This window comes from Octadecabacter antarcticus 307, from assembly GCF_000155675.2.
GTDB classification, from domain to species: domain Bacteria; phylum Pseudomonadota; class Alphaproteobacteria; order Rhodobacterales; family Rhodobacteraceae; genus Octadecabacter; species Octadecabacter antarcticus.
Genome location: NC_020911.1, coordinates 1217429 through 1232236 on the forward strand (window position 1 = coordinate 1217429; position 14808 = coordinate 1232236).

The 14808-nt window shown below is 55.4% G+C and carries 14 protein-coding genes and 1 pseudogene; 7 read left to right on the forward strand and 8 right to left on the reverse strand.

What is annotated here, in order from left to right:
- Positions 1-9: 9 nt before the first annotated feature.
- Positions 10-1383, reverse strand: a complete 1374-nt coding sequence (locus OAN307_RS06175; RefSeq protein WP_015498954.1) for an FAD-binding oxidoreductase — start codon at positions 1381-1383, stop codon at positions 10-12.
- Between the two features lie 70 nt (positions 1384-1453).
- Between OAN307_RS06175 and OAN307_RS06180 the strand changes: the two genes are divergently transcribed.
- On the forward strand, positions 1454-3142 hold the full coding sequence (locus OAN307_RS06180; protein ID WP_015498955.1) for a chloride channel protein: 1689 nt from the start codon (positions 1454-1456) through the stop codon (positions 3140-3142).
- Here the strand turns inward: OAN307_RS06180 and OAN307_RS06185 are convergent.
- The 4 genes from OAN307_RS06185 to cobS all read right to left on the reverse strand — a co-directional run bounded on the left by OAN307_RS06185 (position 3139) and on the right by cobS (position 8377).
- A complete protein-coding gene (locus tag OAN307_RS06185; RefSeq protein WP_015498956.1) occupies positions 3139-3480 on the reverse strand; it encodes a DUF427 domain-containing protein in 342 nt (113 codons plus the stop codon). The genes OAN307_RS06180 and OAN307_RS06185 overlap by 4 nt on opposite strands.
- Before the next feature lie 98 nt (positions 3481-3578).
- Positions 3579-5375 carry an aminopeptidase P family protein gene (locus tag OAN307_RS06190; protein WP_015498957.1) on the reverse strand — a complete coding sequence of 599 codons (1797 nt, stop codon included), beginning with the start codon at positions 5373-5375 and terminating at the stop codon, positions 3579-3581.
- A 49-nt stretch (positions 5376-5424) separates the two neighbouring features.
- Positions 5425-7299, reverse strand: a complete 1875-nt coding sequence (gene cobT / locus OAN307_RS06195; RefSeq protein ID WP_015498958.1) for a cobaltochelatase subunit CobT — start codon at positions 7297-7299, stop codon at positions 5425-5427.
- An 88-nt stretch (positions 7300-7387) separates the two neighbouring features.
- Positions 7388-8377: a cobaltochelatase subunit CobS gene (gene cobS, locus OAN307_RS06200; protein WP_015498959.1), complete on the reverse strand. Its 990-nt coding sequence runs from the start codon at positions 8375-8377 to the stop codon at positions 7388-7390.
- Between the two features lie 178 nt (positions 8378-8555).
- Here cobS and OAN307_RS06205 point away from each other — a divergent pair, with 178 nt between their 5' ends.
- The 5 genes and pseudogenes from OAN307_RS06205 (at position 8556) to OAN307_RS06220 (ending at position 11523) form a co-directional block, all read left to right on the forward strand.
- Complete coding sequence (locus OAN307_RS06205; RefSeq protein WP_015498960.1) at positions 8556-8798, forward strand: hypothetical protein; 243 nt, start codon at positions 8556-8558, stop codon at positions 8796-8798.
- Positions 8795-9004 carry a hypothetical protein gene (locus OAN307_RS06210; protein ID WP_015498961.1) on the forward strand — a complete coding sequence of 70 codons (210 nt, stop codon included), beginning with the start codon at positions 8795-8797 and terminating at the stop codon, positions 9002-9004. The genes OAN307_RS06205 and OAN307_RS06210 overlap by 4 nt, the downstream gene beginning before the upstream one ends.
- Positions 9005-9171: 167 nt before the next feature.
- Positions 9172-10419, forward strand: a complete 1248-nt coding sequence (locus OAN307_RS06215) for a glycosyltransferase (protein WP_015498962.1) — start codon at positions 9172-9174, stop codon at positions 10417-10419.
- A gap of 147 nt (positions 10420-10566) precedes the next feature.
- A pseudogene (locus tag OAN307_RS25930) lies at positions 10567-10668 on the forward strand (peptide-methionine (R)-S-oxide reductase); the annotation flags it as partial.
- Positions 10669-10989: 321 nt separating this feature from the next.
- Entirely contained in the window at positions 10990-11523 is a 534-nt protein-coding gene (locus OAN307_RS06220; RefSeq protein ID WP_245540976.1) for a hypothetical protein, read from the forward strand.
- A 1-nt stretch (position 11524) separates the two neighbouring features.
- Here OAN307_RS06220 and OAN307_RS06225 read toward each other — a convergent pair whose 3' ends face one another.
- The gene (locus tag OAN307_RS06225; RefSeq protein WP_015498964.1) at positions 11525-12157 is read right to left on the reverse strand and encodes a J domain-containing protein; all 633 of its coding nucleotides are present in this window, start codon (positions 12155-12157) and stop codon (positions 11525-11527) included.
- A 74-nt stretch (positions 12158-12231) separates the two neighbouring features.
- Here OAN307_RS06225 and OAN307_RS06230 point away from each other — a divergent pair, with 74 nt between their 5' ends.
- Positions 12232-12486, forward strand: coding sequence for a BolA family protein (locus OAN307_RS06230; protein WP_015498965.1), 255 nt, complete (start codon positions 12232-12234; stop codon positions 12484-12486).
- 9 nt (positions 12487-12495) lie between these two features.
- Here OAN307_RS06230 and OAN307_RS28825 read toward each other — a convergent pair whose 3' ends face one another.
- Positions 12496-13074 (reverse strand): DUF4177 domain-containing protein, encoded by a 579-nt coding sequence (locus OAN307_RS28825; protein WP_015498966.1) that lies wholly within the window; start codon positions 13072-13074, stop codon positions 12496-12498.
- A gap of 116 nt (positions 13075-13190) precedes the next feature.
- Positions 13191-14699 carry an Asp-tRNA(Asn)/Glu-tRNA(Gln) amidotransferase subunit GatB gene (gatB, locus tag OAN307_RS06240; protein ID WP_015498967.1) on the reverse strand — a complete coding sequence of 503 codons (1509 nt, stop codon included), beginning with the start codon at positions 14697-14699 and terminating at the stop codon, positions 13191-13193.
- Positions 14700-14808: the final 109 nt, after the last annotated feature.

The window sequence follows — 14808 nt, forward strand, 5'->3', positions numbered from 1 at the left end:
GTCTTGTCTTCAATCTAGGCGCACAACTTTGCCGGGGTTAAGAATATTTAGCGGGTCCATTGCCCGTTTGATCTGCCCCATAACGTCCCAGCCAGCGCCGTGCTCGGCTGCCATATACGGCAGTTTTCCTAGACCCACGCCGTGTTCGCCTGTCACTGTTCCGCCAAGCGCCAAGGCGCGCTCTGCCATGCCTGCAGATAGGTCGACCGCTGCGCGTTTTTCGTCCGCGTTGTCGGGGTCGATCAACAGAATTGCGTGAAAGTTGCCGTCACCGACATGGCCCAAAATGGGTGCGGGGATCGGGGCGGCGTCAATGTCGGCTTGGGTTTCTGCCACCGCTTGCGCCAGTTTGCTGATCGGCACACAGACATCGGTGACAATTGCCGTGGTATTTTTGCGTGATGCAATGATGGCCCAATACGCGTGGTGGCGCATTTGCCAAAGACGGGTGCGGTCTTCGGGTTTTGACGCCCATGAAAACGCCGACCCGCCGCAGTCTTGTGCGATATCGCCGAACCGTTCTGCCTGCTCAGCCACGCCCGCGTCTGATCCATGGAATTCAACCATCAGGTGTGGGGTCACGAGAAAGTCTGCTCTGGAATAGGCGTTCACCGCGGCGACGCTGGCGGCGTCCAGAAATTCAATCCGCGCCATTGGTATCCCCATGGCAATGGTGGCAGTGACGGCCTGCACTGCCGCGTCGATTGTGTCAAAGGCGCAAGTGGCGGCGGCGATGGCTTCGGGCTGGCCTTGCAGTTTCAGGGTCAGTTCGGTGATCAACCCTAACGTACCCTCAGAGCCAACCAGCAGTGCCGTGAGGTCATAGCCCGCTGATGATTTGCGCGCGCCAGATCCAGTGCGGATGACACGCCCATCGGCCAAAACGACTTCAAGCGCCATAACATTGTCCCGCATGGTGCCATAGCGCACAGCGGTGGTACCGCTGGCCCGCGTTGCGGCCATGCCACCGAGTGTTGCGTTAGCGCCGGGATCTACTGGAAAAAACAGCCCCGTTGCGCGCAAATCTTCATTCAGCGCTTCGCGGGTGATGCCAGGTTGAACGCGCACGGTCATATCTTCGCTATGCACCTCAAGCACTTGCGCCATATGGCGAAAATCTACTGTGATGCCGCCTTGGGTCGCCAATGTATGCCCTTCCAGCGAGGTGCCAGCACCGTAGCCGACCACGGGGCAGCGATGTTGCGCACAGATTTTCACAATTTGCGAAACCTCTTGCGTGGTGCGTGGATAGGCGACGGCGTCTGGTGGTGTCGGATCAAAGTGTGTCTCGGACTGGCCATGTGCTGCCAGATCGGACTTGGACAGCGACAGCCGATCGCCTAACACTGGGGCAAGCGCGCGAAGGGCGGCGTCAATGGACATGGAATTCTCCCCGTTGGTTTGCTAAACGTTACGGCACCGTAGCGCCCGAGTGAAGAAGGAAGGGGACGATATGGCGGAGCCGCAGAAATCGCCGATTGGGCAGGGGGTCGATGACGCCTTAACGGCCTGTCGTGGTGGCTGGCATGTGATCCGCACCCGTGGCCCCAGCCAAGTACAGTTCTGGTTTATTGCGCTGCTTGTCGGCATCGCGGCCAGTTTCGCTGCGATTGGGTTTCGTTTCGGGATTGAGACGTTTCAGGCGTGGCTTTACCAGACTGACGACGTGGCATATTTGCGATCTAACGCGGCGCGGCTGGATTGGTGGTGGGTATTACTGATCCCTATGGCTGGCGGGCTCGCTGTCGGGGTAATCTTGAACAGGTTCACCGATGACGGGCGCGTGCGGTCTGTGGCTGATGTGATTGAGGGGGCCGCGCTTTATGATGGGCGGGTCGAGGCGCGCAAAGGCCTTATGTCAACGCTCGCGTCCTTCGTCACACTGTCAACTGGTGGATCGACAGGCCGCGAGGGTCCGGTGGTACATCTGGCTGCAATCATATCGACTTATGTCAGCCGCCTGATCCGCGCCGATGGCATAACCGGGCGCGACCTGATGGGCTGCGCTGTTGCTGCCGCCGTGTCTGCCAGCTTTAACGCCCCCATCGCGGGCGCGCTTTTCGCGCTTGAAGTTGTGCTGCGCCATTTTGCGGTACACGCCTTTGCACCGATTGTGATCGCGTCCGTGGCTGGCACCGTTATCAACCGTTCGGTTTATGGCGACGTCACCGAATTTCTGATCCCAAACCAGAACGTGCTGGCGTTTTACGTCGAACTTCCAGCGTTCCTGATCCTTGGATTGCTGTGTGGTTTGGTCGCCGTGGTGCTGATGCGGGCAATCTTTTGGGCCGATACAATGGGCACCGCGTTGCAGACCCGCTGGCGCATTCCGCGCTATTTGCGGCCAATGATTGCGGGCACATTACTTGGGGCATTGGCGATCTATTATCCGCATATAATCGGCGTTGGCTATGAAACCACGTCCGACGCGTTGACTGGCCGCTTGGTGATGCACGAAGCGATTGTGTTTGTGTTTATCAAGATCATTGCGGTCGCGATTACGATGGCGGGGCGCATGGGTGGCGGGGTGTTTTCACCATCTTTGATGGTCGGTGCGATGACAGGTCTGGCGTTCGGCATGGTCGCGACTGGCATTTTTCCCGACGTATCAGGCGAAGGCACGCTCTATGCACTCGCAGGTATGGGGGCTGTGACGGCGGCAGTATTGGGAGCGCCGATTTCGACCACACTGATCGTGTTCGAACTGACGGGCGATTGGCAAACGGGCATTGCGGTGATGGTGTCGGTGTCACTGTCGTCCGCACTGGCGTCAAAACTGGTGCACCGCAGTTTCTTTCTCACACAGTTGGAACGGCGCGGCGTGCATTTGGCAGCGGGTCCGCAGGCTTATCTTTTGGGCACGTTCAGAGTGGCCAGCGTCATGCGCGCCAAGGACCACCCAAAAGCAGCCGACCCGCAAACCTGCGCGGCGCTGATCCTTGAGGGTACCTATATTTCCCAAGATTTGATGCTGGACCAAGCGATGCCAATCCTTGAGGCGACGGGATCAAGCTTTATTCCCGTTGTAATCCCCGCAACCGACGAAGGCCCACCAGAACTGCGCGGTGCATTGTTCCAAGTTGATGTCTTACGCGCGTTCAACCGTGCCTTGGCCGCGACAGCGGCGGAAGAACATTCTTAAAGCTGTTCAACCGTGACGTTATCAACGAAAAATGCCATATAATCTTTGATCTGTGCGACGTCGCCTTTCGGGTCTTCGTAGGACCAAGCAGCGTCTTTGTATGTTCCACTTTTTGCAACCAGATCATAATATGTGGCTGTCCCCTTGTGTGGGCAGGTGGTCGTGGTTTCGGATTTGTCGAAAAAAGCCATCGAAATGTCGGTACGCGGGAAATAAATCACGAACGGCTGATCGCCCTCTATCAGTTTTAACGCATCGTCGCTTTCCCCAAGAACGGCACCCGCCGCACGGACAACCCATTTGCCTGATGCAGGCTGAATTTTGATGTGATCTGACATAAGTAACGTCTCCCCCAAAGGCGATTTTTCCGTGATCCCCGTGACCATGGATTTTAGCCCAGTCGCCCGATTTTCGGGCAACTTTGGCGATTAATAGGTTAAAGCGGCGCACACGCGGCGATCAGCCAATCCAGTGCCGCCCCATCCACACGCGGGCCGATTTTTTTCAGTGTATCAGAATGATAGCGATCAATCCATGCGCGTTCGTCGCTAGACAGCAAGGTCACGTCAATCAGTCGACGGTCCAGCGGAACAAAGGTCAAGGTTTCGAAATCCAGCATGTCACGCGCATCACCGCCCGTGATTGCGTTGGCCGCAGTCACAACAATCAGGTTTTCAATGCGGATTCCAAACGCTCCTTCGCGGTAATACCCCGGTTCATTGGACAGGATCATCCCAACTTCTAGCGCGGTCTTGGCGCGACGCGACAGACCCTGTGGCCCTTCGTGCACGGATAAATATGCACCGACGCCGTGGCCTGTCCCGTGATCATAATCCAGTCCCGCCAGCCAGAGCGGATAGCGCGCCAAAGCATCCAGATCACTCCCCGCCACGCCCCCCGATTTAAAGTAGGGAAACCGCGCACGGCTAATCGCAATCATGCCTTGCAGTACGCGCGTGTAGCATGCCTTTTCAGTCGGGCCGACGTCGCCAATTGTAATTGTGCGTGTGATGTCGGTGGTGCCGTCCAGATACTGCCCGCCGGAATCAACCAGCAGGAGTTCGCCAAGGTTTACGGAACGGTTGGTGTCTTCATTCACGCGGTAATGCACGATTGCGCCGTTGGGCCCTGCGCCGCAAATAGTTTCAAACGAAATGTCGCGTAATGCATTGGTATCGCGCCTAAACCCTTCGAGCGCTGTGACAACATCGATCTCCGTCAAACCGCCTTTCGGGGCCTCGCCGTCAAGCCACGCTAGGAACCGCACCATCGCTGCGCCGTCACGCAGATGCGCGTCGCGGGCACCCTTGATTTCTGCGCTCGTTTTGCGGGCTTTCGGCAATACACAGGGGTCTTGCCCAACGATAATCTTGTCGTGTGCAAGGGCCTCTTGAATTGCAAATGGTGCGCGATCGGGGTCAAGCCTGATGGGTCCTGTCGTTGCGACAAGTGTCGCAACCATCTGTCCAGCTGCTACAACCGTCACGTTCTCATTTAACGTCAGATCCGCCGCCTGTGACTGCTCACAAAATAGCGCAACATCGGCGTCGGACTTTAACAGTGCCATTGCGTGGGGTACCGGATTGCGGGCAATGTCTGTGCCGCGAATGTTCAGCAACCAAGCCACGGAATCTGGCGAAGTGATGAACGCGGCCGCCTGCCCGGCGTCGCGTAATTCTGCCGCCAACCGCGTAATTTTGCTTCGGGATGTTTCACCGGCCATATCATCGGAATAATCAATGAACGGCGCAAGGGGCGGGGTAGGGCGATCCGACCAGATAACATCAACCAAGTTGTCCATTGGAACCAACGCAATGCCGGTCCCGCTCAGTCCGATTTGCAAGGCTTCGATCTGCGCCATTGTGTGCAGCCACGGATCAAACGCCAGTTTTGAGATGCCGCTTTGGTCTTTCAACCAGTCGGCCAATTGCGTTTCGGGCCAATGAACGGGCGCGAACACATCTGCCACTTGGCTGTGGACTTGAACGCGGTAGCGCCCGTCAATGAACACGCCCGCGACGTCGGCAAGAACACAGGCAAAGCCCGCCGACCCGGTGAACCCCGTCAGCCAAGCCAGTCGATCATCGCACGGCGCTACATATTCGCCCTGAAACCGATCTGCGCGCGGCACCAGAAAACCGTCAATCTTTCGCACCAGCATTTCAGCGCGGAGTGCTGTCAACCGCGTTGGCCCCGTTTCGGGGGATGAGGTTACTTCAAACGTCTGAAACATGCGCGCGTCCTCGCTTCTTTGGTTCTTAAATACCCAGATTGCGCAGCGATTAGCCCGCCTTGCGCATTCCCAGTGCCCGCGCCCGTTTGCGTGGGTCTGGTTCGAACAATCCTGCGAGCTGTTCTGTCATCGCGCCAGCCAATTGTTCCACGTCGGTGATGGTGACGGCCTTATCATAGTAGCGCGTCACGTCGTGTCCGATGCCGATTGCGATCAGTTCAACTGCTTTACGTTTCTCAACCATGGCGATCACGTCGCGCAGGTGTTTTTCCAAGTAATTTGCGGGGTTAACGGATAATGTTGAATCGTCAACAGGGGCACCATCGCTGATCACCATCAGCACTTTGCGCGCCTCTGGACGTGCGACCATGCGCCGGTGCGCCCATTCCAGCGCCTCGCCGTCGATGTTTTCTTTCAGCAGGCCTTCTTTCATCATCAGCCCGAGATTGTCGCGGCTGCGACGCCACGGTGCGTCGGCGCGTTTGTAAATGATGTGGCGCAGATCGTTCAAACGACCTGGTTGTTGCGGGCGACCTTCGGTCAGCCAACCTTCGCGGCTTAGCCCGCCTTTCCATGCCTTCGTCGTGAAGCCGAGGATTTCAACCTTCACCGAACATCGTTCCAACGTACGTGCCAAAACATCGGCGCAAATCGCGGCAATCGAAATCGGGCGCCCGCGCATGGAACCCGAATTATCCAGCAGCAACGTCACGCAGGTATCACGAAATTCGGTGTCTTGTTCGACTTTGAACGACAGTGGCGTCGTCGGGTTAGCTACGACCCGCGCAAGGCGGCCTGCGTCCAAAATGCCCTCTTCTTGGTCAAACGACCAACTGCGGTTTTGTTGTGCCTGAAGGCGGCGCTGCAATTTATTCGCCAGCCGCGAAACGGCCCCCTTGAGCGGTTCCAATTGCTGATCGAGGTATGCCCGCAGGCGTTCCAATTCAGCGGGTTCGGCCAAGTCTTCGGCGCCGATTTCTTCGTCGTGATCCGTTGAATAGACAATATAATTCGGGTCGGCGTCGGATATGGGCTGCGGTGCGGGGGGCTCTATTGGGGCCTCGCCCTCGGGCATGTCGGCTTCTTCCGCCATCTCGGATTCCGCAGAATCGTCCATGGACACCTGCGCTTCGGCGGCGTCTTGCTGTTCTTCCTGGCTTTGTTCGGGCGAACCTTCGGTTTCGTCTTCATCACCGTCGTCTTGTCCGGCGCTGTCGGGCTCGTTCTCATCTTCGTCGTCAGCGTTGGCGTCGTCATCTTCATCGCCGATATCGTCAGGATCGTCGCCCAACTGATCGCCGTAACCCATGTCAGAAATGATCTGGCGTGCGAATTTTGCGAACGCCGCTTGGTCTTCCAGCGTGTCGTCTAATCCTTCAAGCGTGCCGCCTGCGTTTTCTTCGATAAACCCGCGCCACAAGTCCATGACGTTGGCGGCGCCCTTTGGCATGTCGCGCCCCGTCGCAAGATGGCGGATCAGGTATCCGGCGGCAGTCGCCAGCGGAGCCTCTGATGCTTCGCGGATTTGATCGTAGCCTTTGCGGATCGCCTCATTGCCGATCTTGGCGTCGATGTTGCCCGCGGTACCCGGCATGTGGCGCGCGCCCACTGCCTCGACCCGTGCGTGTTCCATCGCGGTATAAAGATCCTGCGCCATCTGGCCCTGCGGCATATATTTCGCCGCGATCTTGGCGTTGTGGAATTTATGGCGTAGCGCAAATGCATCTGCCGTGCCGCGCGCGATCAGAACTTCGTCGCGGGTCATGCGGCGGGATACCTGTGGCAAGCGCACGGTTTCCGCCGTCGCACCGGGGGGGTCCACGGTGAATGTCACGGACAATTCAGGATCATTCGCCATGACCTTAGTCGCCTCGGCGAGGGCTTTTTTGAACGGATCTGCTGGGTTGTCGGATGGTTTGTTCATTGCTTACTTTCCGCGGTCTCATCGAACCCAATGGGTGTCGCCGCAAATTTTTGCGAAAACTGGCCATTGGGGAGGGATGAGCAAGCCGTCATCCCAAGCTCAAGCTCGCCGCTGACTCCGGTAGTTCCTCATCAAAACATCGCTGATAAAACTCCGCAACGGTCTGGCGCTCCAACTCGTCGCACTTGTTCAAGAAGCTCAGCCGGAACGCATAGCCCACGTCTTGGAAAATTCGCGCGTTTTCGGCCCATGCGATGACGGTCCGTGGTGACATCACTGTCGACAAATCACCATTCATGAACGCGGTGCGGGTCAAGTCGGCGACCGTGACCATCTGCGAAATAATCTTGCGGCCTTTGTCGCTGTTATACGTCGGTGCCTTGGACAGAACGATCTGGGTTTCAGCGTCGTGGGACAGGTAGTTCAACGTCGCGACAAGTGACCAACGGTCCATCTGCGCTTGGTTGATCTGCTGGGTGCCGTGATACAAACCCGTCGTGTCACCCAAACCAACGGTGTTGGCCGTGGCGAACAGGCGGAAGTATGGATTTGGTTCAATGATCTCGTTCTGGTCCATCAGCGTCAGTTTGCCATCCGCCTCAAGCACGCGTTGGATCACGAACATCACGTCAGCGCGGCCCGCGTCGTATTCGTCAAACACAATTGCGACGGGATTGCGCAGCGCCCATGGCAAAATGCCTTCGTGGAATTCAGTCACCTGGACGCCGTCGCGCAGTTTGATCGCGTCTTTGCCGATCAGGTCGATCCGCGAGATGTGCGAATCCAAGTTCACCCGCACCGTGGGCCAGTTCAGCCGTGCGCCAACCTGTTCGATGTGCGTCGATTTACCGGTGCCGTGATACCCCTGCACCATGACGCGACGGTTGTAGCCATAGCCTGCAAGGATCGCCAACGTCGTGTCGGGATCAAATTTATAGGTCGGATCAATTACAGGCACGCGGTCAGTTGCGCCCTTTGGGAAGGCCTTGACCTTCATATCCGTGTCGATGCCGAACACCTCACGGACCGAGATTTCCTCAGTTGGTTTCATCATCGGGTCAAGATTTCCGTCGGCCATATCGGTGCCTTTGCTTATCAAAATGTGCGCAATCGCTTTGGGGTTCGGGATGCAACATATAGCGATGGGCCGCAAGGGGAAGGGGGCATTCGCTGACTTGTGCCCAAGGACCATGATGTCATGGTAAAGATGAGATGAGGACCGCCGCTACATAACGACGCGACAAGACATCGAAAACTTGATCCACAGGGTCGCGCTGCGTGACCGCAGTGCGTTTGAGTCGCCTTATTCCGCAACCTCGGCGAAACTATTCGGCATCATCCTGCGTGTCATGAGAGACCGTGCTGAAGCCGCGGGCGGTGCCTACTTGGACGGGGACACCTGCGGCGACTTCGCGGTGCGTTTTGACGTTGCGCTAAATACAACGCGAACCTGGCTGCGCCGCAGCCTGATAAGTTTGAAAGACCGTTTGAGCAAATGAGCGATGAGAGCATCATACTAAGGCACGACATTCCGCGCGACGATGTGCTCGCTGCGGAACTGAGTCTCGGGCTGCTCACAGGGGATGAGTTGGCGCAGGCCACACGCCGCGCGCGCATCGATCAGACATTTGCGGGTCTGGTGGAAGATTGGGATATCCATTTCAGTATTCTGACAAACGACACAGCACCTGCCCGAAGTCATTGAAGGGCTTGAGTTCAAAGACGGGATCAAGCACCTTTGCAACTCCGCCTAATCAGACCGTCACCAACTTTTGGACATAACTCGTTCGTAGTTTGGAAAAGTCATAATGTTGTCATCCGAAACGCGCGTCGATAGGCTATAGGCCTATAAGATGATGTGGGACATTGACGATGAAGCTGCTTTTTGTTCATCCTGTCTTTGCCGGTCAGTTTCATCGGCCAATCTGCTACCTGCGAGCGAACCATCCCGAATACGAAATCACTTTTCTGTCGAGCAGCGAACACCAATCGGGCAAAAAGCGAATGCTCGGCGAAACAGCCCTTAAGATCGACGGTGTCATGCATCAGTATTTCAAATTCCAGACGGGACTGAAACACAAGGGTGCCGCTTCAGTGCAGCGTTTCGCTGATGAGATTTTTCAAGGCAAGGCTGTCAATGATTCTTGTAACGGTCTGAAGTCTAAGGGATATCAGCCAGACGTTATCATTTGCCATGGCCGCTGGGGCGCAGGTCTTTTCCTAAAGGATGTCTATCCCGACGTTCCCCTTTTGCTATATTCGGAATTTTTTTCGACGGCCGCAAATGCCCGACTCTGCAATCCCTCCCAAGACACTTTACCTCATGAGACCGCATTATTCTATCGGCTGGCGAATGCGACTAACTTGATTTCACTTGATGCTGCTGATCACGTCATCACGCCAACGCAGTATCAAAAACAAAGCCACCCGACTGAATTTCAGAGTAAGATTTCAGTGATTTTTGATGGGGTCGATGCGGGCGTTGTGCGTCCAGGCGATGTGCAACAGCTCAAAGTTGGAGATCACAACTTGACCTTGAAGGACGAAATCGTGACATATGTCACCCGAAATTTTGAGCCGTATCGCGGTTTTGAAACTTTCATCAAAGTGATGGAGATTGTTCAACGTCAACGATCGAGGGCCCATATATTGGTCGTCGGTGGGACCGGTGGAAAGGGCTATGGCTTTGCAGAAGCCGGTGAGGACTATCTCAAACATGTGTTGGACAATGCGTCCCTCGATCAATCACGCCTGCATTTCATGGGGCCACTGAGCTATGATGCTTATCTGGAGATGCTGCGTTTTTCTCAGGTTCATGTCTATCTGACTGTGCCTTTTGTGCTGTCATGGTCATTGATCGAAGCGATGTCTGTGGGCTGCGCAATTGTCGGATCACGTACGCCACCAGTTGAAGAAGTGATTTTTAATCTCAAAACTGGACTGCTGGCTGATTTTTATTCCCCAGATCAGGTAGCAACTCAAGTCCTGACGTTGCTTGACGATCCGGTGCAACAACGACGTTTAGGTGACGCTGCGCGACAGCGAATCATAGATGACTTTTCAATTGAAGTAGTTGGGCCTCGTTTTGTCTCGCTGCTCAATCACCTGAAGGGACAGTAACGCCCCTGTCATGACACCACTTATTTACCCTTGGCATTGGCTTTGTTGCACAAATCGGCTGAGTGGATTCTTATATTGAATCCAGCGTGGTCACTGGCGATCATAAGCAGCTGGACACTTCGTCCAGACGCCAGATCCCCACTGTGACGCTACGGCAGCCATTTGGGACATATCTTTGATGATGGCCCAACCCCCACAGGCCTGCGCCATTGTTTGAACGGTGTCAGCTTGGTGTTCCGCGCGGCCTAACGCCCCCCCCCGGCACAAAATCAGCACGGGTGGTGATTGCCTGTGCCGGATATCCTTCTATCAGGACATCTGAGATGAGGGATTTTTCGGCTTTTGCAGGGCGTTGTTATGATCGCTCTGGCGTTCGGTATCGCTGGCGTTGGTTTGCCGCGGGACCTTCTGTATAGAGTTCGGCCCCCATTGTGCATTTTGACAGTCTTTGGCGCCACCCGACGTCGACTGTCGACTGACACGAAACAAACCTTTTCCCCTAGGCGAACCCGATGCCATATGCCCGCCCCAAAGTCCCCGCATATCGATCTGAAATCAATCGGAGGTTCTATGCGACCATCACTGCGCAAATATTTTGGATTAACAGAGGGTGAACGCGCGCGCGTGTTGGCGTTTGCGCTGGTCGGCACGTGTAGTGCGACGCTTGGGTACCTTGCGGTTCTGCATCTGGACAGCGATTCGTCCTTTGATGGCCTTAGCTGGTATCAGACTTGGCTTGTCGTCGCATCAGGGCTTGGCGGGATGATCGCGCTGTTCTTGTCTGGCGATCGGATGGGGCAGCCGGGATCTGCGGGTGCTACGCGCGCGGTGGCGGGCGCGCTGTGGGTCACGTTCATCGGCGCATTGATCGGTGGGACATTGGGCCTGCCGCTTTACGGCACAATGTTCGGCCCGTTTATTGTGGTCGTGACCCTGATGGCGGCACCGCTGCTGGCGATGTTATGGGCTGTTAACCTTTTCGGCACCCACATTCTGATGGGCATCTATCAAAGCGAACGCGATACCATCTTCACGCCCTCGCGGATGAACCCACCAGACCACCCTGACAGCAAAAGCCTGCGACTTCAGGAGCGTTTAACCTAAATCAAGTTCTGAAATGGCGGCTGGTTTTGATCTGCTCCCACGCCCAAACAACTTCGGCCAATTGTTCTTCTTGTGAACGATCACCGCCGTTCATGTCTGGGTGCAAGACTTTGATCAGCTTTTTGTAAGCTTTGCGGATTTCAGGCTTGGCCCAGTGATCCTTGGCTTCCAGAATATCAATGGCTTTGCGTTCTGTTGCCGGCAGCTTGCGCGTCGATCCGGTGATGGATTTGCCCGGATTCTGCGTCGCATTCACCCCGAGCACCTGATGGGGATCATCCACACCCAACCGCGCCCAAGCGCGCTGTTCATCTGACTTTTTCATCGACGACGTTTTACGTTCCCAAACAAGATCTTTGGTTCGCTGGGCGTTAATTTCGGCCTCTGTGGTGCCATCAAAAAAATTCCAACCAAGATTGTATTCGCGCACGTGATCTTTGCAGAACCAGTAAAAATCATCGAGCACGTCAGGGTTTTTGGGCGCACGGTATTTGCCCGCCTCCTGACAGTCGGGTTTTTCACACACACGGTTTGATGTCTCGGATGCGCCGGACATGCCACGCCGCCCGCGTGGATTCTTTTTTTTGCTTGCCGAAACCGACATATTAAACCCAAAGGGATCATCTTTAGACATGGCTACACCTTTCCGACTCGGACATTAGATCATAGAAGATATGTGCGAGGATTGAAGGGGCAGAGGAGATAATAATGGGTTTAGACACCGAAATTCGCACTGCTTTGGACGTGGCATTTGCGCCCACGTCGCTGGCGGTCATCAATGAAAGCCACAAACACGCTGGTCACGCAGGTGATGACGGGTCCGGTCAAAGCCATTGGCGGGTCGAAATTGTGTCTATTTCATTTGCTGGTCAGTCGCGCATTGCCAAACATCGCGCGGTTCACACAGCGCTTGGGCCGAATATCATCGGACGCATCCACGCCCTGTCGCTGCAGATTTCTTAAACGGCGCTGTTATTCAGCCTTCAAATGGCTATCGTCGTCCTTCGGTGACTGTGCTCCTGTACGACGTTTGTCCCACGGGAATGCGAACGGGGCTTTAAGGGTTTCGCTCACGCGGTCGTCTGCGGCCAGTGCAGGCTGCGGGTCATCCATCGCTGTGGGTGATTGCGCGGTTTTGCCAGTCGAATTTTCAGGTGTTGGTTGATCGGACGGTGCTGGTGCTGCGTCATCTTCAATGTCTGTCTTGGCCGCGGCTGGGTCTTCAAGAACCAATGCTTGATCTTCAATCAATGCAGCAACTTTAGGCGCCTCCGCGTGCTGAAGTTCTAAAGCGCGGCGAAAGACTAACATGTTCTGAAACGACGTCGATTTTTTGGTCAAACCGAACCGTTCTTCAACGGGCAGGGTGTCCGTGCGCTGGTATTCCCAGCCTTGCGCCCCGAGATCATTCATCACCAACTGTAGCGCATTGGCGAAGCGCGCAGGCGTGCCCTTGATGCCCTTAGCCTTAAGTCCGCGCATCGGCGCAGGCACAACTTTATATTCAAAACCTGTCATAACGTCCCTCAGCAGCGCAATATCTGTATTCACCAGTTCGTATCAAGAATGCCCTGCAACGCGAAGACAACAAGGATTTTTTCAAACACCATCTGCGGTGGGGAACGCAGCTGCGCGCCCCCATATCTACGTTACCTATACGGCAATCATTATTTGAGCTTTTCAGATATCAGCTTGTTGACTGCGCCAGGATTGGCCTTGCCACCCGTGGCTTTCATCACCTGACCAACAAACCAGCCTGCAAGTTTCGGGTTCTCTTTTGCCTTGGCAACTTGGTCGGGATTGGCGGCGATGATTGCATCGACTGCCGCCTCAATCGCGCCGGTGTCTGTGACCTGTTCCATGCCTTCAGTCTTCACGATCTCAATCGGATCACGGTCTGATGTATAGGCAATTTCGAAAACGTCTTTGGCGATCTTGCCACTGATTTTGTCTGATTTGATCAAGGCTACGATCTGACCCAATCGGGTTGCAGAAATAGGGCTGTCGGAAATATCTTTATCGTCTTTTTTGAGACGGCCAAACAACTCGTTGATCACCCAGTTTGCCGCCAGTTTGCCGTCATTGCCCTGCGCCACGGATTCAAAGAAGCCCGCGTTATCGACGTCAGCAGTCAAAACACTGGCGTCATAATCTGACAGTCCAAAGTCTTTAATGAACCGCGCCTTTTTGGCGTCTGGCAGCTCGGGCAGGGACGCGGCAATATCATCGACCCAGGCCTGTTCAATTTCAAGCGGCAACAGATCGGGGTCGGGGAAATAGCGATAATCATGCGCTTCTTCCTTGGATCGCATTGATCGTGTTTCGTTCTTGTCGGCATCATACAGCCGCGTTTCCTGAACGATCTTGCCACCGTCTTCTATGATCGCAATTTGACGGCGTGCCTCAAAATCAATTGCCAGTTGGATGAACCGCATGGAGTTCATGTTCTTGATCTCACATCGGGTGCCAAGATCACCAAAATCGCCAGAGGCTTGGAATTTTTCGTAGTCACCGGGGCGGCAGACAGAGACGTTTACATCCGCACGCAAGTTGCCGTTTTGCATATTGCCGTCGCAGGTGCCGAGGTAGCGCAAGATCTGGCGCAGCTTCACGACATAGGCGGCGGCTTCTTCGGGGCCACGGATGTCTGGAAAACTGACGATTTCCATCAAGGCGACGCCTGTGCGGTTCAGGTCCACAAATGACATCGCGGGGTCCATATCATGGATAGATTTACCCGCGTCTTGTTCCAGATGGATGCGTTCGATGCGCACGTTTCGCGCGGTGCCGTCGTTCATTTCTACCAGTACTTCGCCGGTGCCGACGATGGGGTGGTACAACTGCGAAATTTGGTAGCCCTGCGGCAAATCAGGATAAAAGTAGTTTTTGCGGTCAAACGCGCTGTTTAGATTGATTTGCGCCTTTAGGCCAAGGCCAGTTTTCACCGCGTAGGCCACACATTCTTCGTTGATCACTGGCAACATGCCCGGCATGCCCGCGTCGACGAAGGCGACGTTGCTGTTGGGTTCTGCGCCGAACTGCGTTGAAGCGCTGGAAAATAATTTGGCTTTCGTTGCGACCTGCGCGTGGACTTCCAGACCGATCACGAGTTCCCAATCGCCGGTGGCTCCGGCAATGGTTTTCACTTTTGGGGTCTCATAGGTGAGGTCAAGCATATCGCGCTCCGCATCTGGATGTTTTGTCAGTCTTTGTGCTTGAATAGGCGCTCAAGGGCCCAGCTTCAAGATGGCTTGCAGCGGCGGCGTAGCGGTTCGGGTTTGCTCG

Coding starts and splice junctions, on each gene's coding strand:
- cobT (WP_015498958.1), bottom strand. CDS start 7,299: ATGAACAAACCATCCGACAACCCAGCAGATCCGTTCAAAAAAGCCCTC.
- OAN307_RS06230 (WP_015498965.1), top strand. CDS start 12,232: ATGGGTTTAGACACCGAAATTCGCACTGCTTTGGACGTGGCATTTGCG.
- cobS (WP_015498959.1), bottom strand. CDS start 8,377: ATGGCCGACGGAAATCTTGACCCGATGATGAAACCAACTGAGGAAATC.
- gatB (WP_015498967.1), bottom strand. CDS start 14,699: ATGCTTGACCTCACCTATGAGACCCCAAAAGTGAAAACCATTGCCGGA.
- OAN307_RS06215 (WP_015498962.1), top strand. CDS start 9,172: ATGAAGCTGCTTTTTGTTCATCCTGTCTTTGCCGGTCAGTTTCATCGG.
- OAN307_RS06180 (WP_015498955.1), top strand. CDS start 1,454: ATGGCGGAGCCGCAGAAATCGCCGATTGGGCAGGGGGTCGATGACGCC.
- OAN307_RS06190 (WP_015498957.1), bottom strand. CDS start 5,375: ATGTTTCAGACGTTTGAAGTAACCTCATCCCCCGAAACGGGGCCAACG.
- OAN307_RS06185 (WP_015498956.1), bottom strand. CDS start 3,480: ATGTCAGATCACATCAAAATTCAGCCTGCATCAGGCAAATGGGTTGTC.
- OAN307_RS06220 (WP_245540976.1), top strand. CDS start 10,990: ATGCGACCATCACTGCGCAAATATTTTGGATTAACAGAGGGTGAACGC.
- OAN307_RS06175 (WP_015498954.1), bottom strand. CDS start 1,383: ATGTCCATTGACGCCGCCCTTCGCGCGCTTGCCCCAGTGTTAGGCGAT.
- OAN307_RS06225 (WP_015498964.1), bottom strand. CDS start 12,157: ATGTCTAAAGATGATCCCTTTGGGTTTAATATGTCGGTTTCGGCAAGC.
- OAN307_RS06210 (WP_015498961.1), top strand. CDS start 8,795: ATGAGCGATGAGAGCATCATACTAAGGCACGACATTCCGCGCGACGAT.